General features: G+C 69.9%; 19 protein-coding genes and 1 tRNA gene. 10 read left to right on the top strand and 10 right to left on the bottom strand.

The window, feature by feature from the left end; translation table 11 throughout:
- Positions 1-127: 127 nt before the first annotated feature.
- The 3 genes from EV193_RS19615 to EV193_RS19605 all read left to right on the top strand — a co-directional run bounded on the left by EV193_RS19615 (position 128) and on the right by EV193_RS19605 (position 3,675).
- Positions 128-835 (top strand): GbsR/MarR family transcriptional regulator, encoded by a 708-nt coding sequence (locus tag EV193_RS19615; RefSeq protein ID WP_130345627.1) that lies wholly within the window; start codon positions 128-130, stop codon positions 833-835.
- 77 nt (positions 836-912) lie between these two features.
- Complete coding sequence (locus EV193_RS19610; protein ID WP_130345626.1) at positions 913-1,680, top strand: ABC transporter ATP-binding protein; 768 nt, start codon at positions 913-915, stop codon at positions 1,678-1,680.
- Positions 1,681-1,683: 3 nt separating this feature from the next.
- Complete coding sequence (locus tag EV193_RS19605; RefSeq protein ID WP_130345625.1) at positions 1,684-3,675, top strand: ABC transporter permease; 1,992 nt, start codon at positions 1,684-1,686, stop codon at positions 3,673-3,675.
- 60 nt (positions 3,676-3,735) lie between these two features.
- Here EV193_RS19605 and EV193_RS19600 read toward each other — a convergent pair whose 3' ends face one another.
- On the bottom strand, positions 3,736-4,299 hold the full coding sequence (locus EV193_RS19600; RefSeq protein ID WP_130345624.1) for a dihydrofolate reductase family protein: 564 nt from the start codon (positions 4,297-4,299) through the stop codon (positions 3,736-3,738).
- Between the two features lie 88 nt (positions 4,300-4,387).
- On the opposite strand from EV193_RS19600, the gene EV193_RS19595 reads away from it, so the two are divergent.
- Complete coding sequence (locus EV193_RS19595; RefSeq protein ID WP_130345623.1) at positions 4,388-4,876, top strand: winged helix-turn-helix transcriptional regulator; 489 nt, start codon at positions 4,388-4,390, stop codon at positions 4,874-4,876.
- On the opposite strand, the gene EV193_RS19590 is transcribed toward EV193_RS19595, so the two are convergent.
- Entirely contained in the window at positions 4,873-6,030 is a 1,158-nt protein-coding gene (locus EV193_RS19590; RefSeq protein ID WP_130345622.1) for a serine hydrolase domain-containing protein, read from the bottom strand. The two genes, EV193_RS19595 and EV193_RS19590, sit on opposite strands and share 4 nt — an antisense overlap.
- A 137-nt stretch (positions 6,031-6,167) precedes the next feature.
- On the opposite strand from EV193_RS19590, the gene EV193_RS19585 reads away from it, so the two are divergent.
- Positions 6,168-6,827, top strand: a complete 660-nt coding sequence (locus EV193_RS19585; protein ID WP_207222717.1) for a helix-turn-helix domain-containing protein — start codon at positions 6,168-6,170, stop codon at positions 6,825-6,827.
- A gap of 272 nt (positions 6,828-7,099) precedes the next feature.
- Here the strand turns inward: EV193_RS19585 and EV193_RS19580 are convergent.
- Together EV193_RS19580 and EV193_RS19575 are read right to left on the bottom strand one after the other, a co-directional pair.
- Positions 7,100-7,173: transfer RNA gene (locus tag EV193_RS19580), tRNA-Leu, on the bottom strand.
- Between the two features lie 104 nt (positions 7,174-7,277).
- On the bottom strand, positions 7,278-8,600 hold the full coding sequence (locus EV193_RS19575; protein WP_130345620.1) for an NAD(P)/FAD-dependent oxidoreductase: 1,323 nt from the start codon (positions 8,598-8,600) through the stop codon (positions 7,278-7,280).
- A 339-nt stretch (positions 8,601-8,939) separates the two neighbouring features.
- Here EV193_RS19575 and EV193_RS19570 point away from each other — a divergent pair, with 339 nt between their 5' ends.
- Positions 8,940-9,707, top strand: coding sequence for an EamA family transporter (locus tag EV193_RS19570; RefSeq protein WP_341273176.1), 768 nt, complete (start codon positions 8,940-8,942; stop codon positions 9,705-9,707).
- Positions 9,708-9,710: 3 nt separating this feature from the next.
- On the opposite strand, the gene EV193_RS33775 is transcribed toward EV193_RS19570, so the two are convergent.
- On the bottom strand, positions 9,711-11,906 hold the full coding sequence (locus tag EV193_RS33775; protein WP_207222716.1) for an alpha/beta fold hydrolase: 2,196 nt from the start codon (positions 11,904-11,906) through the stop codon (positions 9,711-9,713).
- Between the two features lie 70 nt (positions 11,907-11,976).
- On the opposite strand from EV193_RS33775, the gene EV193_RS19560 reads away from it, so the two are divergent.
- Positions 11,977-12,621 (top strand): TetR/AcrR family transcriptional regulator, encoded by a 645-nt coding sequence (locus EV193_RS19560; protein WP_242613510.1) that lies wholly within the window; start codon positions 11,977-11,979, stop codon positions 12,619-12,621.
- A 195-nt stretch (positions 12,622-12,816) separates the two neighbouring features.
- On the opposite strand, the gene EV193_RS19555 is transcribed toward EV193_RS19560, so the two are convergent.
- The 5 genes from EV193_RS19555 to EV193_RS19535 form a co-directional block, all read right to left on the bottom strand.
- On the bottom strand, positions 12,817-14,472 hold the full coding sequence (locus tag EV193_RS19555; protein WP_242613509.1) for a tannase/feruloyl esterase family alpha/beta hydrolase: 1,656 nt from the start codon (positions 14,470-14,472) through the stop codon (positions 12,817-12,819).
- A 69-nt stretch (positions 14,473-14,541) separates the two neighbouring features.
- A complete protein-coding gene (locus tag EV193_RS19550) occupies positions 14,542-15,300 on the bottom strand; it encodes a DUF1266 domain-containing protein (protein WP_130345617.1) in 759 nt (252 codons plus the stop codon).
- Between the two features lie 79 nt (positions 15,301-15,379).
- Complete coding sequence (locus EV193_RS19545; RefSeq protein WP_130345616.1) at positions 15,380-16,024, bottom strand: response regulator transcription factor; 645 nt, start codon at positions 16,022-16,024, stop codon at positions 15,380-15,382.
- 82 nt (positions 16,025-16,106) lie between these two features.
- The gene (locus EV193_RS19540) at positions 16,107-17,657 is read right to left on the bottom strand and encodes a class I adenylate-forming enzyme family protein (RefSeq protein ID WP_242613508.1); all 1,551 of its coding nucleotides are present in this window, start codon (positions 17,655-17,657) and stop codon (positions 16,107-16,109) included.
- Positions 17,654-18,796 carry a sensor histidine kinase gene (locus tag EV193_RS19535; protein ID WP_130345615.1) on the bottom strand — a complete coding sequence of 381 codons (1,143 nt, stop codon included), beginning with the start codon at positions 18,794-18,796 and terminating at the stop codon, positions 17,654-17,656. Before EV193_RS19535 ends, EV193_RS19540 begins: the two co-directional genes overlap by 4 nt.
- 143 nt (positions 18,797-18,939) lie before the next feature.
- Here EV193_RS19535 and EV193_RS19530 point away from each other — a divergent pair, with 143 nt between their 5' ends.
- From EV193_RS19530 to EV193_RS19520, 3 genes are all read left to right on the top strand, one after another.
- The gene (locus tag EV193_RS19530; protein ID WP_130345614.1) at positions 18,940-19,701 is read left to right on the top strand and encodes a MerR family transcriptional regulator; all 762 of its coding nucleotides are present in this window, start codon (positions 18,940-18,942) and stop codon (positions 19,699-19,701) included.
- 64 nt (positions 19,702-19,765) lie between these two features.
- Positions 19,766-21,520 carry an SDR family oxidoreductase gene (locus tag EV193_RS19525; protein WP_130345613.1) on the top strand — a complete coding sequence of 585 codons (1,755 nt, stop codon included), beginning with the start codon at positions 19,766-19,768 and terminating at the stop codon, positions 21,518-21,520.
- Positions 21,520-22,329: an alpha/beta fold hydrolase gene (locus tag EV193_RS19520; RefSeq protein ID WP_130345612.1), complete on the top strand. Its 810-nt coding sequence runs from the start codon at positions 21,520-21,522 to the stop codon at positions 22,327-22,329. The genes EV193_RS19525 and EV193_RS19520 overlap by 1 nt, the downstream gene beginning before the upstream one ends.
- Positions 22,330-22,454 lie beyond the last annotated feature (125 nt).

Below are 22,454 nucleotides of genomic sequence, written 5' to 3'. Positions count from 1 at the left end.
TTGCGTTTTGTCTCTGAGCAACGCTTATCGGCGCAAGATCGGCTATATTTCGGCGAACTCAGGCCGTTTGTTGCAACAGCGTGAGAGGCGAATGCAACACGGCGTTGCAATGACGAGGAGTGAACGCATGCCGGGTGGACGGCTCACCGAGCAGGACCGGCACCTGATCGCGTCCGGTCTGGCCGACGGACTCGGGTACGCGGAGATCGCGCGCGGTCTCGGCCGGCCGACGTCCACGGTCAGCCGGGAGGTCGCGCGCAACGGCGGCCCCGACCGCTACCGCGCCGAGCACGCGCACCTGGCCACCAGCCGGCGCGCGCGACGGCAGGGCCCGGCACTGGACGAGCCGGCCGAGGTGACCGACTCGGCGGCCGTGCGCGAGGTCGAAGAGCACCTCGTCGAGGCGATGCTGGCGATGGGGCTGCCGAGGCTGCCGTCGCGCGTCATGGCCGCCCTGTGCCTGAGCGACGACGGGTGCACGGCGTCGGAGTTGGTCGCGCGGCTGCGGGTCAGCCCGGCGTCGGTGTCCAAGGTGATCGCCTACCTCGAAGGCATGGACCTGGTGCGCCGGGAGCGGGAGAACAGCCGTGGACGCGAGCGGTACTTCATGGACGGCGAGGTGTGGATCAAGTCGTGGGAGGCCAACATCCGCAGCAACGCGATGATGGCCGACGCGGCCGCCGAGGGAGCGAAGGTGCTGGACGGGACACCGGCCGGCGAGCGGCTGATCGAGATGAGTGAGCTGTTCGCCTGGTTGCGCGACGACATGACGCGCGTGGCCGGCCAGGTCGGCGCGATGCTCGAACGACGCCGGGGGGGTGAACGACCCCGGTAGGGGTGGGCTTGAGTCCACCTCGAAGTGTGGAGTGAACCGGCCTGATCTTCACCGCCCGATCGAGTGTCATTGATGACATGACGACGACAGTGAACTTCCAGCTACCGCAGCAGGCTCCGGCCGCCAGCGCGGTCGAGCTGCGCGGGGTGAGCCGCGAGTACGGCTCCAAGCACGCCACCGTGCGTGCGTTGAACGATGTCAGCCTGAGCTTCCCGACCGGGACGTGGACGGCCGTGATGGGACCGTCCGGCTCCGGCAAGTCGACCCTGCTGCACTGCGCGGCCGGGTTGGAGCAGGTCAGCTCCGGCCAGGTGTTCCTCGCCGGCCGGGACATCACCTTCGCCAATGACGACCAGCTCACCGACATGCGCCGGCGCGAGGTCGGCTTCGTGTTCCAGAGCTTCAACCTGATCGGCTCGCTCACCGCCGAGCAGAACGTGGCGCTGTCGCTCAAGCTCGCCGGCACGCGAGTGGACAAGAGCCTGGTGCGCACCGTGCTGGCTAACGTCGGGCTCGCCGACCGGGCCAAGCACAAGCCGCGCGAGCTGTCCGGCGGCCAGCAGCAGCGCGTCGCGATCGCGCGGGGAATGGTGACCCGCCCGGCCGTGCTGTTCGCCGACGAGCCGACCGGCGCGCTGGACACCAAGTCCGCCCGCGTCGTGCTGGACCTGTTGCGCACCATGGTGCAGACGCAGCGACAGAGCATCGTGATGGTGACCCACGACCCGGCCGCCGCTGCCGCCGCGGACTCCGTGGTGTTCCTGCGCGACGGCGTCATCGTCGACCACCTGGCGCGGCCGTCCGCGACCGTGGTGGCCGAGCGGCTCGCGCACCTGGAGGGCTGAGCGATGCTCAAGCTCTCGTTGCGCACGTTCGCGGAGCGCTGGCAGCTGTTCGTCGGCTCGATCATCACCGTGATGATCGGCGTCGCGCTGGTCCAGTCCTCCTTGCTGATCCTGATCTCGCTGGCCACCTACGAGCCGCCGGCGTCGATCCCGATGCTCCAGCAGATCGAGTTGGCGAACGCCTACGAGGGCGGCATCGCCCTGCTCGGTGTCACGACCGGCTTCTCGGTGTTCCTCACGGCGTTCATCGTCAGCTCCACGTTCGCGTTCACGGTGTCGCAGCGCCGCCAGGACCTCGCGCTGCTGCGGCTGGTCGGCGGATCGCGCGGCAACGTGCGCCGGCTGCTGCTGTCCGAGGCGGCGGTGCTCGGCTCGATCGGCACCGCGCTCGGTATCCCGTTCGGGTTGCTGACCATGGAGTTGCAGACCAACCTGCTGATCTCGTTGCAACTGGTGCCGGAAGGATTCACGCCCGACTTCCAGTTCTGGATCGTCGCGGTGGCGATCGGTGTCGGCGTGGGCATCGCGATCGCCGGGGTGTACGTCGCGGCCCGGCGCGCGTCCAAGGTGCGCCCGCTGGAGGCGCTGCGGGAGAGCGGCGACGTGCGCAAGGTGATGTCCCCCGGTCGGTGGATCGCCGGTCTGTTCTGCCTGTTCGCCGCGCTGGCCATGACGATTCTCTCCGCGTTGCTGCCGTCGGTCGGCGCGATGGCGGTCGGGATCAACGCCGCGCTGGTCGCGTCGATCGCGATGGCGGCGCTGAGCCCGGTGGTGGTGCCGCTGGTGGCGAGGATCTTCGGGTTCCTGTTCCGCGGCGGTCTGATCGGCACCCTCGCGCAGGCCAACCTGCGTGACGGCGTCCGGCGCAGTGCGGCCACGGCGGCTCCGTTGCTGGTGCTGGTGGCGATGCTGCTGGCGCAGTGGGGCTCGTCGGAGACGATCAGCGACGGTGCCGCCGAGCAGGCGCGCCGCGACACCCGGGGTGACCTGGTCGTGTCGACGCAGGGTGCCGCGGTCCCCGCGATCGCCAGGACGTCGGGTGTCGAGCTCGTGTCGCCGGAGAGCCAGGTGCCGCTGACCTCGACGTTCAACGAGGTCGGGGAGGTCGAGGAGCCCGAGGAGCCGGAGGAGGGCGAGGCGCCCAAGGCGCCCGAGCCGGCCGAGGTGATCACGCACAAGGCGTCCGCCGTGGCCACCGCGGTCGACCCGGTCGCGTACCAGCGCACGCACGTCGTGCCGATGGCCGAGGGCTCGCTGGCCGATCTGCGCGGCGCCACGGTCGCGGTCGGCGCGTTCGACACCGAGCAGACGATCAAGCTCGGCACCATGATCGAGGCGAAGATCGGCGACCACCCGGTGAAGCTGAAGGTGGTGGCGCTCCTGCCGGACTCGATCGGCGGCGGCGCGACGATGTTGCTGCCGCGCGACGTGGTGCCGGCCGACGTGCTGGCCGCGGCGCCGACGCAGACCGTGGTGCACCTGGCCGGCGGGGCCGATCAGGGCGCGGTCGTCGACAAGCTGCGGGAGCAGGGCGGCGAGGTCACCCCGATGGCGGCGTGGCTGGCCGAGACGTCGAAGAAGAACGATCAGCAGCAGACCAAGATCAGCACGGTGGTGATGGGCCTGTCCGGACTCTACGCGCTGATCGCCGTGATCAACGCTGTGGTGATCGGTGCGGCGGCCCGGCGGCGCGAGTTCGCCGCGGCACGGGTGAGCGGTCTGCGCCGCTCGCAGGTGGTGCGGATGGCGCTGGTCGAGTCGTGGGGCGTGACCGCGATCGGGCTGGTCCTCGGCGCGCTCGCGGCGGTAACGACGCTGATCGGGATCGGCGCCTCGACGGCGCGGATCACCGGCTCCGGCGGGGTCACCATTCCGTGGTTGATGGTGGGGTTGGTGGTGCTCGGCGCGTTCGTCGTCGTCGGTTGCACGAGCATCTGGACCGCCCTCTCCGCGACCAGGGCCCGGCCGGTCACCCTGATCGGCGCGCGGGAGTGACGCGCTGACCAGGGGGAGGCGGCGGCCGGAGCACCTGTGCTCCGGCCGCCGCTTTCTGTGTCAGCGCTTGACGGCGTACCGCAGGAAGACCACACCGCTGTCGAACCGGCGCTCCTCCAGCAGCTTCAGGTCGAGTTGGACGCCCTGTGGGAAGAACGGCTTGCCGCCGCCGACCGCGACCGGCGACAGCATCAGGTGGCACTCGTCGACCAGGCCGGCCTTGATCGCCTGCGCGGCGAGCTCCGGGCCGTCGACGGTCAGGTCGTGCCCCAACTCCAGCTTGAGCCGCTCGACCGCGGCGGGATCGAACTCCCGCTCGATCCTGGTCCGCGCGCTGGTCGGCTCGGCCAGCGTCCGCGAGTACACGATCTTGTCGGTGTCCTGCCACTGCCGCGCCCACTCGAGCATGTACTGATCCTGGCCGGGGACGGTGTGCGCGGTCTCCCAGTAGACCATCGTCTCGTACATCCGCCGCCCGTAGAGGAAGGTGCCGACGGGTGCGGCCAGCTCGGTGACGTAGGAGTGCACCGCCGGGTCGTTCGGAGCGCCCCAGCCGAAGTTGCCGGTCGAGTCCTCGACGTAGCAGTCGAGGGAGGTGAGCATCGAGTAGATCAGCTTTCCCACGAGAAGCCTCCGAGACTGATTGCGATTTGCAAGTGGTTACGACCGTAGCCTAGACTGATCCTGGTTTGCAACCAGTTGCGGAGGCCTGATGGAACGGCGTTCCGGGTGCCCGATCAACCTGTCGCTGGAGGTGTTCGGCGACCGGTGGAGCCTGATCATCCTGCGCGACATGATCTTCGGCGGCGTGCGGCACTTCCGTGAGCTGCTGAACGGCTCGACGGAGGGCATCGCGTCGAACATCCTGGCCAGCCGGCTCAAGAAGCTGGTCGAGCTGGGCCTGTTGACCAGGCGGGACGACCCGAGCCACAAGCAGAAGGCGATCTACAGCCTCACCGAGGCGGCGATCGAGCTGGTGCCGGTGATGAACGCGCTCGGTGCCTGGGGCAGCAGGTGGCTGCCGGTCAGCGAGGAGCTGTCGATCCGCGCCCAGGTGCTCGACGAGGGCGGGGACGAGCTGCGCGAGCGGTTCATGGCCGAGCTGCGCGAGGAGCACCTGGGGATCGCCGCCGGCCCGCCACCCGGCGGTCGAACCGTCCGCGAGCGGCTTCGGGAGGCGTATCAGGAGAAGGTGCGCTAATCGCAGAGAGCCTGGTCGACCATCCGTTCGGTGAGTGCCTTCGGTTCGGCCAGATCCTGCGGGGTCTTCCCGGTCAGCCCGGTGAAGGACAGCACCACGGCGCGCCGGCCGTCCTCGGACACTCCGACGGTGCTGAGGTAGCCGGTGGTCTGGCCGCCGTGTCCCCAGTACACACCGCCACAGCTCAGCGGGTTCGAGACGAGGCCGAGACCGTAGCCGCTCGGCTCACCGTCCCCGGTGGGGATGACCTGCTTCATCTCGGCGAGTCGCGCCGGGCTGAGCAGTCCTCCGGCGAGCAGCGCGCGGAGGAACCGGGCCAGGTCCTCGGGCGTGCTGACGATCGCGCCGGCCGCGTCGCTGCCGCTGCGGTTCTGCTCGGTCACGTCGGTGACGAGATCGCTGGGAAACCACTGCTGGTAACCGCGTGCCGTGGGCCGTGGCATGGTCGGGTCGTCGCCGGGGACGCTGGTGCCGGTGAGACGCAGCGGTGCGATCACCCGGTGCCGCACCTCGGTGGCCCAGGAGTTCCCGGTCACGGCGCGGATGATCATCCCGGCCACCACGTAGTTGGTGTTCGAGTAGGAGTGGCGCGCTCCGGGCGGAGTGGTCGGCGGATGCCGAAGCGCCATGGCCACCAGTTCGGTGGGCTCGAAATGGCGGAAGCGGATCTGCTCGAAGAACTCGGGGGTCGGCGGCCAGCCCGCCCGGTAGTCGAACAGGCCGCTGGTGTGCTGGAGCAGTTGGCGGACGGTGATCGCGCGGCCGTCGTTGCCGTTGCCGGTGATCAGGCCGGGAAGGTGCCGCTCGACGGTGTCGTCGAGGGCGAGCCTGCCCTCGTCGACCAGTCGCAGCAGCACGACGGCCACGAATGTCTTGGTATTGCTGGCGATCCGGAAGCTGCTGTTCGGCGCGACCGGCCGTCCGGTGTCCCGATCGGACACGCCGCTGGTCTCGGTCCACCGGCGGCCGTCGCCCTCGACTCGTCCCTGCACCCCGATCAGACCGAGGTCGTGCAGCGTGCGCACGTCACGCCGGAACTCGGCTCGGTGGTAGCCGTCGTGCTGATCCGCGGCGAGTGCCGAAGCGGCGCCGGCGAGCAGTGCGACACCGGTGATCGCGGCGACCGTCCGGCCGCGTTTCTGGGAAGTCCACATGCGACACAGCGTGGCGACGGCGCCGGCGCGGGGGATCGCACCGTGCTCCGATTCTTCGCGTCCACCCACGGTCGGAGAATGTGATTGAGGGTGCCCTAACCTTGAATCTTGAAGGCGACTTGATGTCAACTGGGAGCATGACCGATCCTGGTGTGCGCATCGGCGACGCCGCCGCGCTGTACGGCCTCGCTCCGTCGACGCTGCGCTGGTGGGAGCGGCAGGGGGTGTTCGCGGCGCCGCGGCTGCGCGGCGGTCAGCGCGTGTACCGGGACGAGGATCTGCGCCGCATCGGCCTGGCCTATCTCTGTCACGTGACTGGCGGCATGCCGCTGGACGGTGCCGCGGTCGTGACCTCCGGCAAGGCGGAAAACGAGGTGTGGCAGGAAACCGTCCGCGACGAGATCGGCCGGCTGGGGCAGCGGATCGAGGAGTTGCGCGCGTCCCGCGACTACCTCGGCCACCTGCTGTGCTGCACCGACGACGACCCGGCGCTGTGCCGGTACCTGGATCCCGAGCTGGTCAAGCACACACCGCGCGGGCGTGTGCCGGCGCTCGGCCTCGTCGAGGCGGCCCGGACGCGTGGCCCGGCGCCCGAGCCGGCGCGTGACGATAGTGCGGCGCGTGACGCTAAGCGTGACGAAAGTCCGGCCTGCGAGGTGTGCGGACACTCGATCACCGTGCCGGAACGCGGGCGGCCGAGGCGCTATTGCTCCCGGGCGTGCCGGCAGCGCGCCTACCGAGCGCGGCGGCGAGCGTCGCGATCATCTCGATATCGCCATTCTCGCGCACCCGAATAGCGGTAAGTAATGTGTTGGTTGCGCTACCGAGAGTTGTCTGATTGTTCTTTGCTCGTAATGGCGACACTCCGCGTTCGACCGGTCTCTCATTGGTCAACACAGTCGGCCGGAGCGCAATGCGCCGAGGCTCGCCGCGACGGCCCCGCGTCGACTCCTGAGAGCGTTGTCGCAGGTGGTCAAGGTTGTGAAACCGTACACCAGAAATGGTGAACAATTCACAAACGTAGGACATTAGGCCATTTGGCGCATTATGCTGGTAATAATGCGCTCAGTGCCCCCGACCGGATTCGAACCGGCACTTCACCCCTTTTAAGGGGGCTGCCTCTGCCAGTTGGGCTACGGGGGCGACCGGAGCCTAAGACGAATGCGTCGAGGCTGGGAGTGATTTCGGCGAGGATCGAATCAACTGCGCCTAACCGGACCAATGGTTTGGTCCGGACAGCGCCTCGATCAGCTCTTGCTGGATCGTTCGAACTCCGCCTTCGGGTCCTGGATCTGACCCATCGAGATGACCTCGCGCCGGAACAGCCCACCCAGTAACCAGTCGACCGTGACGCGGGCCTTGCGGTTGAACGTCGGCATCGCCTTCACGTGGTACGCGCGGTGCATGCCCCAGGCGATGAAGCCCTTCGCCTTGACGCGGAACACGTCGCCGACGCCCTTGTGCAGGCCGAGGCTCGCCACCGAGCCGATGTTCTTGTGCTTGTACGGCTTGGGCTTCTGCTCGCGCAGGACGCGCACGATGTTCTTGGCCAGCAGTCGAGCCTGCCGCACGGCGTGCTGCGCGTTCGGCGGGCAGGTCGCGGTCGGGTCCTCCTCGATCCGCGACAGGTCGGGCACCGCGGCGGCGTCGCCGGCGGTCCACACGTCCGGATGTCCCTCGACCTGCATGGCGGCGGTGGCACGCAGCCGCCCGCGCTTGTCCACCGGAAGATCCGACTCGCGGATGATCGGGTTCGCCTTCACGCCGGCCGTCCACACGATCGTGTCGCTGTCGAACTCGGTGCCGTCGGAGAGCACCACGTGCCCGTTCTCGAACGATTTCGCCATCGTGTCCAGGTACACCTCGATGCCGCGCTTCTCCAGCTGCATCACGGTGTACACGCCGAGCGTCGGGCGCACCTCGGGCAGAATTCGCCCGGCCGCCTCGACCAGCACCCAGCGCAGATCGTCCGGTTCGATGTTCTCGTAGTACCTGGTGGCGAAGCGGGCCATGTCCTCGAGCTCGCCGAGCGCCTCCACGCCGGCGAACCCGCCGCCGACGAAGGTGAACGTGAGCAGTCGCTTGCGCAGCACCGGGTCCAGCGTGGTGGACGCCTCGTCCAGCTTGGACATCACGTGGTTGCGCAGGTAGATGGCCTCGCCGATGGTGCGGAACCCGATGCCCTGCTCGGCCAGCCCTGGTACCGGCAGGAACCGGACCACGGAGCCGAGCGCGACGACCAGCACGTCGTAGCCGAGCTGCTCGACGTGGCCGTTGGCACCCTGGACGGTGACCGCCTTGTTGCCGTGGTCGATCTTGGTGACGCGGGCGGTGAGCACGTGGCAGCGCCGGAGCGCGCGGCGCAGTGGCACGACCACGTGCCTCGGCTCGATCGCGCCGGCGGCCGCCTCGGGCAGGAACGGCTGGTAGGTCATGTGCGGCTGCGGGTCGACCACGGTCACCGACGCCTCGCGGGCGCGCAGCTTTCGTTGCAGGCCGAGCGCGGTGTACAGGCCGACGTAGCCTCCGCCGAGGACCAAGATCCTGGTCGGTTCCTTGCCGTTCGCCATGACTTCATCGTCGCATTCGGACGCTGATGACCGCCACAGCACGGGGCCTGGCTGTGACCGGTGTCGCGGAAAATCTTCACGATGGGTACACGGCGTTCCGGCCGGAATGTGACGCCGTGTAGTGGCACGGCGGCTCTTCGATCTTCGGGGAAATCCACATGACACGCGGCGCCCGATCATCGACAATCCACGCGTGACCTTCATGAACTTCGACTGGACTCACCGCGGCCTCGGCCGACGTGATCTGTCCTGACCGCGCTGGCCGGGCGTGCCTTCGGCGCGGTCCCGCCAACAGCTCTGGTACTGCTCGGCATCGTCAGCGTCCAGCTCGGCTCGGCATTGGCCAAGAACCTGTTCAGCGAGGTGGGCAGCTTCGGGACGGTCGCGTTGCGACTGTTCTTCGCCGCCGCGGTGCTGATGCTGTTGTGGCGGCCGTCGGTACGCATGAATCGCCGCGCGTGGACGGTCGTACTCGGCTACGGCGTGACTCTCGGCTTGATGAACCTGTGCTTCTACCTGGCGCTGGCCCGAATTCCGCTGGGGATCGCGGTCACCGTCGAATTCCTCGGGCCGCTGGCGGTGGCACTGGCCGGGTCGAGGCGGTGGCTTGACGCCTTCTGGGCCGTGCTCGCGGCAGGCGGTGTCGTTCTGCTGATGGAGGGCGGCGGCGAGCTCAACCTCGTCGGTCTGCTGTTCGCCCTCGCCGCGGGAACGTTCTGGGGTCTGTACATCCTGGTCGGCGCGGCGCTGGGCCGGCACACCACGGAAGGCAATGGTCTGGCTCTGGGAATGGTCGTCGCGGCATTGGTGGCCGTGCCGTTCGGCGTGGCCGACGGCCGAACGGCGCTGATCGAGCCGTGGGTTCTGGTCGCCGGGCTCGGCGTGGCTCTGTTGTCGTCGGTGATTCCGTATTCACTGGACCTGGAAGCGCTGCGCAAGATCCCACCGCGCGTGTTCGGCATCCTGATGAGCCTCGAACCGGCGATGGCGGCACTCATCGGCCTGATCGTGCTCCAGGAATCGCTGTACTGGGCGCAGTGGATCGCGGTGTTGTGCGTGGTGGTCGCCTCGGCGGGCGCCACTCGCGGCGCCCGCTCAGAGGTCTGATCGCTACCGCGTGGCCAGCTCGATCAGTCGGGTGCGCACCAGGTCGGGCCGTTCCTCCGGAATGAAGTGCCCGCAGCCGGACACCAGCTCCAGCGTGTAGTCCTCGGCGTTGGCCGTCTCGGCCGCGGCCAGCGAATGGTGGATCGCGAAGTCCGCCACGCCGAACACCGCGCGGATCGGTACGGTGCCCCGCCGCTGCTCGGGCGCTCGTGCCTGGCGTGGCAGTTCGCGCAACCAGAACGTGCGATACGTATCAGTCGCCGCCCGCGCGCACACCGGATCGCGGAACCGGTCCGCGTACCCCCGCACCACCTCCGGCCCGAGCGCCGTGCGTACGGCGACGGCGCGCTTGAACACGATTCGCTCCAGGAACCGCGTGCGCCGGTGCAGCGGCACGCCGAACGCGGCCACCGGCGGCTGGTAGGCCATGAACCGCCACAGGTGCGGCAGCATCGTGCGGGGCGTCTGCCACGGGTGCGCGATGTTCAGCGCCAGGAACCCGGCGACCCGCTCGGGCGCGCGCAGGGCCAGCAGGTGCCCGATCCAGCCGCCCCAGTCGTGCCCGACGAGGACCACGCGATCAAGTCCCATTTCGTCGAGCAGCGCGAGCACGTCGGAGACCACGTCCTCCTTGTCCCACCGGTGCGGCGGCGGGCCCGACCACCCGTAGCCCGGCAGGTCCGGCGCGATGATCCGCAGTCCGTCCGGCGGATCGGCCAGCAGGTGCCGGTAGGCGAAGTGGTGCTGCGGCCACCCGTGCAGGGCCAGTACCGGCGTCCCGTTGCCGGCCTCGGTGACGTGGAACCGCACCCCGCGCGCCGTGACGAACGACCGGCGCGCACCGGTGATCGCCGGCGGCTCGACCGTCGCGGCCGGCCGCTTGCGCACGGCGGTCCGCACGATCCGCCCCAGGTTCGACGGCCGCATCAGCGCCTCGGGCTGATCGAGCAGGCCGAACGTGCGCAGGAACCGCTCGGTCAGCCGCGCGTCCTCGGTGGCGGCGCGCAGGAACCGCTCGGCGCGGGCGCTGCCGTAGCGGTCGCGCACCGGCAGGCCCTTCACCGATCGGCCGTGCAGCGCGCGGTCGGCGATCGCCGCGGACCGCCAGGCCTGCTCGATCGGCGCCGCGGTGGCCGCGAAGAACCGCCTCGGCAGATCGTCGTCACCGTCGCGCAGGCACCGCCGCAGGGCGTCGACCTGCATCGCCGCGACCGTCATGCCCTGGCCGTAGGTGGGGTTGAACGTGCAGACCGAGTCGCCGATCGCGATCAGCCCGGCGGGGAGGCGCTCCATCTTGTCGTAGCGGCGCCACCGGCTGGCCGGATACCGGTGCGTGGCCACCTCGGACAGCCGCTCGGCGTCCCGGAGTGCGGCGACCACGTGCGGCGGGGTGCACCGCTCGATGAAATCGATCATGCCGTCCGGGTCGGTCGGCGGGCGGTTGCCGGCGATGCCGAACACGGTGAAGTCCCACGTCTCGTCCTCGTGCGCGAACAGCCCGAGGCCCGCGTGCCGGTCGGCGTGCCCGCCGACGAGCACGAGCTTTTCCTTGACCGCCAACGGTTTCAGCCGCACGAGCTGGCTGGCGTAGGCGACGTCGACCTTGATCAGCCGCTCCTCCGGCCGGCCGTAGCCGAGCTGTTCCAGCCAGGCCGGACCGCGTGCCGCACGGCCGAGTGCGTCCACCACGAGATCGCCCGTCAGCTCTCGCTCACCGTCCACAGTGGACCCTCGTGCGCCGGTGACCCGGGAGCCGGCCGTGACGAGCCCGGAGACCTCGGTGCGGTCCAGCAGCCGCACGTTCGGCAGTGCGCGGACGCGCTCCCGCACGGTCGACTCCAGCAGCGGCCGGCCCGGCAGGTAGGTGCTGAGCACCTGGGACAGCGTCTCGTCGGTGCGCAGCACGTGGCTCATCGCGGAGAAGTGCACGTCGGTGCCGTTGTCCGCGACCGGAACGCCGGCCGCCACGAGCTCGTCGAGGATGCCGGGGAACAGCGAGTCGATCAGCTCACTGCCCCTCGGGAGCAGCAGGTGGGCGTGCGCGCCCTGGGGCACGCCGCGCCGGTTGCCCGGCCCGTCGGGCAGCTCGTCCCGTTCGACGACGGTGACCTGGTCGTAGGTGTCGGCGAGGACCTTCGCGGTGAACAGCCCCGCCATGCTCGCGCCGAGAACGATCGCGTGACCACCGAGATACGTCATGTCGAGGCACCCTTCACGCGTGCATAACTGGGTTATGCAGGTATAACACGGTTATGGCAGGATGTCGAGCATGGGCCCACGCGAGCGACTGATCGAGGCGGGCCTGCGGCTGCTCGAGGAGGCCGGGCCGGAGGCGCTGCAGGCGCGCAAGCTGGCCGCCGAGATCGGCATGTCCACCATGGCGGTGTACACGCACTTCGGCGGCATGGCAGGGCTTTTCGAAGCACTCGTGCGCGAGGCGTTCGACCAGCTCGCCGCGCGCGAACGGGACGTGCCGCGCACCGACGACCCGGTGGCCGACCTGCTCGCGCTCGGGCTCGCCTACCGCGACTACGCGCTGGCCAACCCGCAGCGGTACCGGCTGATGTTCGGTGTCACCGCACCGGGCGTCGGCACGTCGCTGCTGCCCGACGGCGGGCCGGTCGGCGCGGAGAGCGACGACAGCTTCGCGCAGATCGTCGAGGCGGTGCGGCGCTCCATGGACGCGGGCCGCATCCGCCGCGACGAGCCGGTCGCCGTGGCCGCCCAGGTGTGGAGCCTCGTCCACGGCTACGTGCTGCTGGAGATCGCGGGCGTGTTCGGCCGCGCCGAGGAGGGCTTCGGCACCGTGCTCGCCCCGCTCACCGTGAACGTGCTCGTCGGCCTCGGCGACGACCGCACGGCCGTCGAGCGATCCGCGGTCTCGGTTGTGCAGGGGCCGCTGGGCGGCTGCTGAACAACGTCCTGCTGTCTGAAACTTAGCGATCGCTCCGTTCATGTTTTGCGTACTTTAGCCCGCTAAAGTCCCTCAGCCACGGAGAAAGCCCAGGTCAACCAAGATCATCAGGGCGCGGTGAACGTGAGGGTGATGCACAGACGGCCCAAACGTGGAGGTGGGCCACCACCCTCGCGGGCCTTGTTCAGCGCACTCCTATGGCGCTGTCGGGCCGGGGAGGTGGTACATGTACTCGCCGGCCCAGCGGATGATCTCGGTGCGCACCAACGGCTGTGCCGGCACGAAGTTGGCCGCGTCGTCGATGCTGCCCGAGCCGTCGTACGCGGCGAGCTTCGGATAGGCGAACACCGGCCGCGAGCGCAGCACCTTCCCGGTCTCGTCGGTCTGGTTGGCGATCACCTTGTCCGGCGCGGTGCCCTTCTCGGTCCACGCGACCAGTTCCTTGATCGGGTCGACGTCGGTGAGCCGGTACCCGTCGGAGCAGTGGTGCATCGTCGGCACCATGAACAGCCGCGCGAACTCCTGTGTCTTGGCCAGCCCGCCGTGCCGCCGGGTGACCCGCTCGTAGTAGTCGATCGTGCCGTGCGCCGGGATGCCCTCGTCGGCCCAGCCGTGCCACAGGATCAGCTTGCCGCCCGAGCGCCGGAACTTGCTCAGGTCGGTGCTCATCGCGTCGGCGCGCAGGCCTTCCGGGGTCAGCCGGTGCAGCGCGCGGGTGGTGAACTCGTGCTGGGCCAGCGACGAATGCGGCGTGCCGACCGGGTAGCCCATGTACTTCAAGTAGTTGTCGGCCAGGGCGTTCGCCGCGGTCAGATCACTGCCCGGGAACGGCAGGATCCAGTTGATCAGCGCCAGTTCGGACCCGTGTGCCGCCCAGCCCGGGTACAGCCGGCGCCCGTGCTCGTCGGTCGGCCCGGCGTACAGCTTGCGCGCGGCGGCGACCTGCGCCGGCGTGAGGCAGCCGGGCCCGTCCGTCCCTTGTGGACACTGGATCACCGACGGGTCCACCGTGCACAGCCGCGGCTCGTCGAGCTGGCCGTCGACCAGACCGTCGAGCTTGTCGCACGCGGGCACGACCGCGTTGTGCAGGCTGGTCAGCTTCTCCGCGGTGAGCAGCGGCGTGCCGTTCGGCCCTTCGTTCGCCTTGGCCAGCCACGCCTGGTAGCCGACGAGCGCGCTCATGTGGTTGGCCGGTGCGGCGGCGATGATCCCGTCGAAGTCGTCCGGGTACCGCTGGGCGAGCAGCAGCGCCTCACGCCCGCCGGTGGAGCAGCCGTTGAAGTACGACTGCTTCGGCGGTTTGCCGTAGAAGGTGGCGATCAGCGCCTTGGACGCCCTGGACAGCACGTGCGGCGCGCGGAACGCGAAGTCGTCGCGCGCGGGCTGGTTGTCCGCCGCCCACCGGCCGTCCATCGGGGCCAGCTCCGGCGGGTCGCCCACGTGCCCGTCGTCGGTCGCGGCCACCGCCATGTCGGCGGCCGGCGGGCCGCAGTCGGGGAAGGCCGGCGGGAAGATCAGGCCGCAGAATCCGCCGCAGCCGTACTGCAGGTACCGCCCGCTGTAGGTCGTGGTCGGCAGCTTGAGCTGGAACTTCACCGCCGGTTCGACGTATCCGCGCACGTCGCAGTACTCCGGCTCGGTCGGCGGGTGCACCACCGCGGCCTCGGTGACGTGCGTGCGCGCGCCGGGTAGATCGAGCGTGGTGCCGTTCAGCTCGGCGCACCCGCGCACCGGCTTGACCGCCGACGGCGTGTCGGCGGCCGCCGCGGGTGGGGCGGCCGCCACACCGAGCACGGCCATGGCCAGCGCGCCGAGAACGGCGGATGCCTTGTGACGCAACGAGGTTCGCATCGCGGGTCCTTCCACGTCGAACGGACGGGCAGAGCCTCTCGCACACCACCGACAATCGGCAAACGAATCTCAGCGGAACGACAGGTGCAACCACGGACTGCCCGGCTCGGACAGCAGGAACCGGTGCCCGCGCAGCGCGTGGTCGTACCAGGTGCTGAACTGCTCGTCGTCGAACCGGATCACGCGGCCGAGCACGTAGCCGGCGGAGTACTCCTGCCACGACGCGTAGGTGTCACGCGCCCGTGAGCCCGCGCGAACCACGCACCACTCGGCGTGCTTGGGGTCGGCCAGCCGCGCGCCGACGCCCCAGCGCGCCATGTTCACCGCGCGCCCGAAGTCGTAGGCGACCGTGGAGTGCACGGTTCCCTCCGGCGGCAGCAGCCGGTCGGCGCGGAACCGGGCCTCGTAGCGCAGCACCGCGCCGGCCAGGTTGATCAGCTCGCCGGCCACCTCGACCGGGACCTGCCTCGGGTGGGCCCAGTGCACGATGGCGTCCCGCCAGGTCGGCAGGTCCACCCTGCGCACGCCCTGCCGGAACAGTTGGGCGCGCAGGCCCAGCACGATGTGACTGCCGTCGGAGGCGGTGTTCTCGCCGGACAGCAGGTGGTCCACGGCCTCCCGCCACTGCTCCGGCGTGGTGATCTCCCAGCTCTGCTTCAGCACGCTGGTGTAGTTCTCGTAGTCGGCCACCGGGTCGCCGAGCGCGTTCCACATGACGTTGTTGTGCACGGCGAGATGCGCGCCGCACGCGAAGCCGTACGCCAGCGGGCCGTAGAACGGACCGCGTGGCGAGGTGATCAGCTTGTCGTCGTTGTGACAGCAGACCATGCGCGGATCATGTCATGCGATCGATCGACCAATAAGACAGCCGATCGTCTTGTCCTGGGGTGAGTCGAGCCACACCGGCTCAGCCGTTGAGATAGGCGAGCACGGCGAGTACCCGGCGGTTGTCGTCGTCGGACTGCTCGAGGTCGAGTTTGGTGAAGATGTTGTTGGTGTGCTTGGAAACCGCCTTGTCCGTGATGAACAGGCGGCCCGCGATCGCGGCGTTGGACCGGCCCTCGGCCATCTGCCCGAGCACCTCCCGCTCGCGCGGGGTGAGCCGGTTGATCGGCTCGTCGGTGGCGCGCCGGTCGAGCAGCCGGGAGATCACCTCGGGGTCCATCGCGGTGCCGCCCGCGGCAACCCTGCGCACCGCGTCGATGAACTGGGACACGTCTGCCACCCGGTCCTTGAGCAGGTAGCCGACGCCGCCGCCGCGATCGGACAGCAGTTCGCGCGCGTAGAGCTGCTCGACGTACTGCGACAGCACCAGTACCGGCAGGCCGGGCACCTTCTCGCGGGCCTCGATCGCCGCGCGCAGCCCCTCGTCGGTGAACGTCGGCGGCATGCGCACGTCGACCACCGCGACGTCCGGCTTGTGCGTGACGAGCGCGTGCAACAGCGACGGGCCGTTGTCGGCTGCCTCGACGACCTCGAAGTCATTCGCGGACAGCAGGCGGATCATGCCCTCGCGCAGGAGCACGAGGTCCTCACCGATGACAACGCGCACGGGTACCTCCCAGAAGGGCTTGCGGGCTCTCATTCTTCCACCCGGGCCGGGGTGGCTGGGAGGAGGCCGTCGCGCCGCCGCGTCAGGAGTCGGTGAGACGCCGGCGCAGTTCGCGCTTGAGGACCTTTCCGGCCGCCGACACCGGCAACTGGTCGACGAGGTGCACTTCGCGCAGTTTCTGATAAGGCGCGACCTGTTCGTTGACCATTTCCATCAATTCGGCTGGATCGGCGGTGTGACCGGCCGCGGTGACGACGAATGCCACCGGCAGTTCACCCACGGAATCGTCGGGCCGCCCGACGACGGCCGCCGCGGTGATCGAGGAATGCGCCAGCAGTAGCCGTTCGAGTTCCCGCGGATAGACGTTGTACCCCTTGTAGACGAGCATGTCCTTGGCACGGTCGATCAGCGTGAGATAGCCCTGTTCGTCCAGCATCCCGATGTCACCGGTGCGCAGCCAGCCGTCGACCAGCACCTCGCGGGTGGCGGCCGGCTGATCGTGGTAGCCGCGCATCACCTGCGGCCCGCGAATGTGGACCTCGCCCGCCGTTTCCGATCCGTCCAGAGGCACGATTCTCAGTTCGGTGTCGAACATGGCGACTCCGACGCTGCCCGGTTTTCGTGTTCCGGATCTGTTCGCCGGAGGATTGGTGGCGCCCATGGTGACTTCGGTGAGTCCGTAACCCTCGCACAGGACCGCGTCGGGCATTCGCGCGCGCAATTCGTCGATGATGCGATGCGGCAATGCGGCACCGCCGGATCCGATGGCGCGTACCGAGGAAAGGTCCGTCGTATCGATTTCCGGGCAGGACAGCAGGCCGGCGTACAGGGTCGGCGCGCCGGCGAGATAGGTGACCCGGAATCGTTGGACGTCGGCCAGATAGGCGGCCGGATCGAAACGGTCGTGGATGATCGTGGTCATGCCGGCCAGCACCGGCAGGTTGAGTCCCGCGATCAGGCCCATCGCGTGGTGCCACGGCATGAGGTTGACGAACGCCCCGGTACCGAGGCGCACCGGCCACTCCTCGGCGCTGCCCACCTGATCGAGTGCGATGCCGCCGTGCGGGTCGAGTCCGGGAAGGCAACCGTGGTGCCAGCACGCGTGCTGGACGGTGTTGACCACGACGTTGCGGTGGGTCAGTTCGACGCCCTTCGACGTGCCCGTGGTGCCGCCGGTGTAGGCCAGGTGCGCCAGGTCCGCGGTCACGTCGACAATGACATCCGGCGGCCGTTCGTCCGCGCCGGCGCACAACTCCGCGACATCGTCCTCGGTCAGGACCATGACCGCCCCGGCGTCGTCAATGCGGGCGGCGGCCTCGGAATCGGGCAGCAGCGGCGACACCGGGACGACCGTGGCGCCGGCCAGCAGCACGCCGTAGTAGGCGACCGGAAATGCCAGACAATTCGGCATCCGCAGGGCCGCCCGTGTGCCCCGGCCCACGCCGCGCGCCGCCAGGCCGTTCGCGCACCGGCACGCCCGCCGCCACAACTCCTCGAAGCTCAGCTCCACCTCGCCGTGCCGGAACGCCACACGATCACCGAACCGGCGTGCCGAACCCGCGACGATCGCACCCACGGGCACCGCCGGATAGTCCAACGACCAAGGCAGCCCGGTCGGCCAGGTTCCACTCAACTGCGCGGTCCGGCGGACAGGACGCAAGGCACCGACATGGACACCACGGTCGGGCCACCGGGCGGACTGGTCAGCACCAGCGTGCCGTCGAACGCGGCGAGCCGCCGCTGGATCCCGCGCAGGCCGGTGCCGGCGTCCAGGTCGGCGCCGCCGTGCCCGTTGTCCACCACCTGCATCTGCAGGCTGCCCTCGGTGTGGCGCACGTGGATCCAGGCGTGTCCGGCGCCGGAGTGCTTCGCCGCGTTGGTGAGCACCTCGGACACCGCGAAGTACGCCGCGGACTCCACCGGCGCGGGCGCACGCCCCTCCAGTTCGATGTCCACGTCCACGGTCAGCGCGCAGTCCAGGGCCAGCGCCTGGACGCCGCCGTCCAGACCGCGGTCGGCGAGCACCGGCGGGTGGATGCCGCGCACCAGGTCGCGCAGCTCGACGAGCGCCTTCGTGGTCGACTGGCGTGCCTCGATCAGCATGTCGCGGGCCATCGTGGGGTCGCGATCGATGGCGTCCTCGGCCATGCCCAGGTTCATGCCGAGCGCCACCAGCCGGGCCTGCGCGCCGTCGTGCAGGTCGCGCTCGATCCGGCGCAGCTCGGCCGCGCTCGCGTCCACGGTCTCGGCGCGCGAACTGGCCAGTTGCTCGACCCGGGCGGTCAGCTTGGCGCTCTCCGTCGGCGCGAGCAGCGACCTGGTGATCCGCGCCTGCACCCAGCGCAGCTTCGGGTTGGCCCACATGCCGATCAGCACCGGGAAGCTCAGGGCGAACTGGGTGAACGCCAGGAACGCGCCGACCGTGGCGTTCACCGGCAGCCACAGGATGTCGCGCCAGGTCGCCGGGTCCGCGATGACGGTCTTGAGCCGGCCGACGGGGCCACTGGGCAGCGGGCGGTACGGGTTCTCGATCTTGATGCCGAGCACGTTGGACGCCCAGGTGCGATGCCGCCGCGCGAGCCATCTGGTCCCCATGATTCCCAATGCCAGCAAGGGAAATCCGCTGCCCGCGATCGGAATGAGGCCGAACCCGACGAAGGTCAGCACCAACAGCGGCGCCACGACGGCGATCGCGGTGACGGCGAGCACGAGCGCCTCCACACCGTGGAACAGCGTCCACAGTGGGCCCTTGAACTCCCGCCATTGCGGCATTCGCGCTTCCTCACTACCCGGCACACCACATTGTCGGCAGCCGCCCGTCCCGCCGTCAGTAGACGTGACACCACCATTCTCGGTGGACCGAGCCCTTCTGGTTTACCACGTGTCGCTCAAATGTCGCTCTAGGGTGATACCCCATGGCCGAGTACCGGATCGAGGAGTTGGCGCGCGTCGCGGGGACGAGCGTGCGCAACGTTCGCGTGTACCAGGACCGGGCGCTGCTCCCGCCGCCGGCGCGCCGGGGCCGTACGGCGATCTACTCCGACGCGCACCTGTCCCGGCTGCGGCTCGTGATCAACATGCTGGATCGCGGGTACGCGTTCGCGCACATCAAGGAGATGCTCACGGCCTGGGAGAACGGCCGCAGCCTCGCCGACGTGCTCGGCCTGGAGGAGGCGATCGGCGCGCGGCTGGTCGAGGAGCGCCCGGTCGTGGTGGCGTTGTCCGAGCTGCGCAGGATGTTCGGCAAGCAGGCCACTCCGGCCAACATCGCCAAGGCGCTCAAGATCGGCCTGCTGGAGCGGCACGGGCGGCGGCTGGTGGTGCCCAACCCGGCGCTGCTGGACGCCGGGCGGGAGCTGGTCGAGCTGGGCGTGCCGCTGTCCGAGGCGATCTCGCTGGCCGGCGCGATGCAGGACGACGTCGACCACGTCACCGGGCTCGTGGTGCGACTGGTGCGCAAGTACGTGCTGGACCCGCGCGGCCCGGACTGGCTGCCCAGCGGCGACGAGTTGCCGTACTACACCGACCTGATCGGCAGGCTGCGTCCGCTGCTGCAGTCGGTGGTCATGGCCTCGGTGGCGCGCTCGGCGGAGCGGGTGATTCCGGAGGTGCTGGGTGACCGGCTGGTCTCGCTCGCGGAGGAACAGGCGCGTGACGGCCGTCGAACGAGTGGTTGAACGTTGACAATGGCCGTTGTAACGTTCGACTTCAGTAGTCGTCGAGTCGAAGCGGTGGTCAACGGTGAGCACCAGGCGCACGGTCAGGTCCGGAGAGGTCTCGCTCGTGGTACGCGAGTGGGGTGACACGTCCGACCCCACGGTGCTGTTGGTGCACGGCTACCCGGACACCCAGGCGATGTGGGACGACGTGGCCGAGCTGCTCGCCGAGCGGTACCACGTGGTCACCTACGACGTGCGCGGCATGGGCGAGTCCAGCGCGCCGGACGGTCGCTCGGGCTACAAGCTGGAGCGGCTCGCCGAGGACCTGTTCGAGGTCGCGGACGCGGTCAGCCCGAACGCGCCGGTGCACGTGGTGGCGCACGACTGGGGCTCGATCCAGGCGTGGGAGGCGGTCACCGACCCGGACCGGGCCCGCCGGATCGCGTCGTACACCTCGATCTCCGGCCCGTGCCTCGACCACGTCGGCCACTGGATGCGCGCGCGGCTGCGCAAGCCGACGCCGCGCGGCCTCGGCCGGCTCACCGGCCAGCTGTTGCACTCCTGGTACGTGTACCTGTTCCAGTTGCCTGTGCTGCCGGCGCTGACCTGGCGGCTGCTGGCCCGCCGCTGGGGTGAGGTGCTGCACCTGCTGGAGGGCGTGCCGCCGCGCGAGGGCCATCCGGCGCCGACGATCACCGGTGACGGTGTGCGCGGAATCAAGCTGTACAAGGCGAACATGCTGCCCCGGCTGCTGCGCCCGCGCGAGCGCCGCACCGCCGTGCCGGTGCAGCTCGTGGTGCCGACCAGGGACCGGTACGTGCGGCCGGGGCTGGCCGAGGAGGTCGAGCGCTGGGCACCCCGGCTGTGGCGGCGCGAGCTGATCGCCGGGCACTGGGCGACGCTGACCGAGCCGGCCGTCGTGGCGCAGATGATCGAGGAGTTCGTGGACCACATCGCCGGCGGACCGACCACCCGCACGCTGCAGCAGGACCAGGTCGGCGCGCCGGGCGGGCGGTTCGCCGGCCGACTCGTCGTGGTCACCGGCGCCGGCAGCGGGATCGGGAGGTCGACCGCGACGCTGTTCGCCGGTCTCGGCGCCGAGGTGGTGGTCGCCGACATCGACATCGCCTCCGCGCGGGCGACCGCCGAGTCGATCGGGCCGGCCGCGTACCCGTACGGCGTGGACGTCTCCGACGAGGACGCGATGGACCGGTTCGCCGACTGGGTGGTCGACGAGCACGGCGTGCCGGAGATCGTGGTGAACAACGCCGGGATCGGGCTCGCCGGCGCGTTCGTGGACACCTCGGCCAAGCAGTGGCGACGGGTGGTGGACGTGAACCTGCTCGGCGTGGTCAACGGCTGCCGCGCGTTCGCGCCCCGGATGATCGCGGCCAGGCGCGGCGGGCACATCGTGAACATCGCCTCCGCCGCCGCGTTCACGCCCAGCGACCTGCTGCCGGCGTACTCGACCACCAAGGCCGCCGTGCTGATGCTGTCGGAGAGCCTGCGGGTGGAGCTGGCCGCGGCGGGCATCGGCGTGAGCGCGATCTGCCCGGGAATCGTGGACACCAACATCACCAACACCACGCGGTACGCCGGCGTCGATGAGTTGGAGGAGAAACGGCTGCGGCGCCAGGCATCCGCCGCCTATCACAAGCGGAACTTCCCACCGGAGCGCGTCGCCGCGCAGATCGTGTTCGCGGTGGAGGACAACAAGGCGGTCGTCCCGGTGACACCGGAGGCGAAGCTCGCCCACACCGCGTATCGGTTCACGCCGGGTCTGGTGCGGGGATTTGCCCGCGTCGTGTCCTCGGCGCGCGCGAAAGGAGTCAAATGATGAGCGCACGGGTCGTGTTCGAGCGACGGGGTGCCGGCGAGCCGCTCGTGCTGCTGCACGGGATCGGCCACCGCTGGCAGGCCTGGCAGCCGGTGATCGATCGGCTCGCCGAGCGGCACGACGTCATCGCGATCGACCTGCCAGGGTTCGGCTCCTCGCCCGAACTGTCCACTGTGGACGAGTACAGCGTCGAGTCCACAATGGACAACTTGGTGGAGCTGTTCGGGGAGTTCGGCGTGCCCCGGCCGCACATCGCGGGCAACTCGCTCGGCGGCATGCTGGCGCTGGAGCTGGCCTCGCGCGGTGTGGTGCGCTCGGCGACGGCGCTGTCGCCGGCCGGCTTCTGGACCGCGCGCGACCGGGCCTACGCGCTGGCCACGCTCAGGACCCTGCGCTCGACGGCCCGGCACACACCGGCTCCGCTGATCGCCGCGGTGGCCAAGCGGCGGGCACTGCGCGCGCTGGCCGGGGCGATCATGTACGGCCGCCCGTCGCTGGTGTCGCCCGAGTCGATGGTCGGCGACATGCGGGCGCTGGCCACGGCCAAGGCGTTCGACGCGGTCGCGCACAACGGGCGGGACTACTTCTTCGCCGCCGATCCGCCGACCGTGCCGGTGACCGTGGCGTGGGGGACCAGGGACCGGATCCTGTGGCCGCGCCAGGCGCGCGAGGCGGCCCGGCTGCTGCCGGCGGCCAACCACGTGCCGCTGCCCCGGTGCGGCCACGTGCCGATGAGCGACGACCCCCGGCTGATCGCGAACGTCATCCTGGACACCTGCCGGCTGTCCACCTTGGACAAGGTGGCCTGAGCGCGCCTCCCGACTTTTGCCCCTCCGTGCGCGAGTACGACGAGCGTGGCCACGGCGAAGAGAAAATAGGCGTTGGAAACCACGTGGTGTGCGAACTCCGTCGGTATCGCGGGAAACCACCTGTG

Origin of the sequence: Herbihabitans rhizosphaerae (assembly GCF_004216555.1) — a bacterium.
GTDB lineage: Bacteria > Actinomycetota > Actinomycetes > Mycobacteriales > Pseudonocardiaceae > Herbihabitans > Herbihabitans rhizosphaerae.
This window is presented reverse-complemented; position numbering and strand designations above follow the sequence as displayed.

Coding starts and splice junctions, on each gene's coding strand:
- EV193_RS19615 (WP_130345627.1), top strand. CDS start 128: ATGCCGGGTGGACGGCTCACCGAGCAGGACCGGCACCTGATCGCGTCC.
- EV193_RS19610 (WP_130345626.1), top strand. CDS start 913: ATGACGACGACAGTGAACTTCCAGCTACCGCAGCAGGCTCCGGCCGCC.
- EV193_RS19605 (WP_130345625.1), top strand. CDS start 1,684: ATGCTCAAGCTCTCGTTGCGCACGTTCGCGGAGCGCTGGCAGCTGTTC.
- EV193_RS19595 (WP_130345623.1), top strand. CDS start 4,388: ATGGAACGGCGTTCCGGGTGCCCGATCAACCTGTCGCTGGAGGTGTTC.
- EV193_RS19590 (WP_130345622.1), bottom strand. CDS start 6,030: ATGTGGACTTCCCAGAAACGCGGCCGGACGGTCGCCGCGATCACCGGT.
- EV193_RS19585 (WP_207222717.1), top strand. CDS start 6,168: ATGACCGATCCTGGTGTGCGCATCGGCGACGCCGCCGCGCTGTACGGC.
- EV193_RS19575 (WP_130345620.1), bottom strand. CDS start 8,600: ATGGCGAACGGCAAGGAACCGACCAGGATCTTGGTCCTCGGCGGAGGC.
- EV193_RS33775 (WP_207222716.1), bottom strand. CDS start 11,906: ATGACGTATCTCGGTGGTCACGCGATCGTTCTCGGCGCGAGCATGGCG.
- EV193_RS19560 (WP_242613510.1), top strand. CDS start 11,977: ATGGGCCCACGCGAGCGACTGATCGAGGCGGGCCTGCGGCTGCTCGAG.
- EV193_RS19555 (WP_242613509.1), bottom strand. CDS start 14,472: ATGCGAACCTCGTTGCGTCACAAGGCATCCGCCGTTCTCGGCGCGCTG.
- EV193_RS19550 (WP_130345617.1), bottom strand. CDS start 15,300: ATGGTCTGCTGTCACAACGACGACAAGCTGATCACCTCGCCACGCGGT.
- EV193_RS19535 (WP_130345615.1), bottom strand. CDS start 18,796: ATGCCGCAATGGCGGGAGTTCAAGGGCCCACTGTGGACGCTGTTCCAC.
- EV193_RS19530 (WP_130345614.1), top strand. CDS start 18,940: ATGGCCGAGTACCGGATCGAGGAGTTGGCGCGCGTCGCGGGGACGAGC.
- EV193_RS19520 (WP_130345612.1), top strand. CDS start 21,520: ATGAGCGCACGGGTCGTGTTCGAGCGACGGGGTGCCGGCGAGCCGCTC.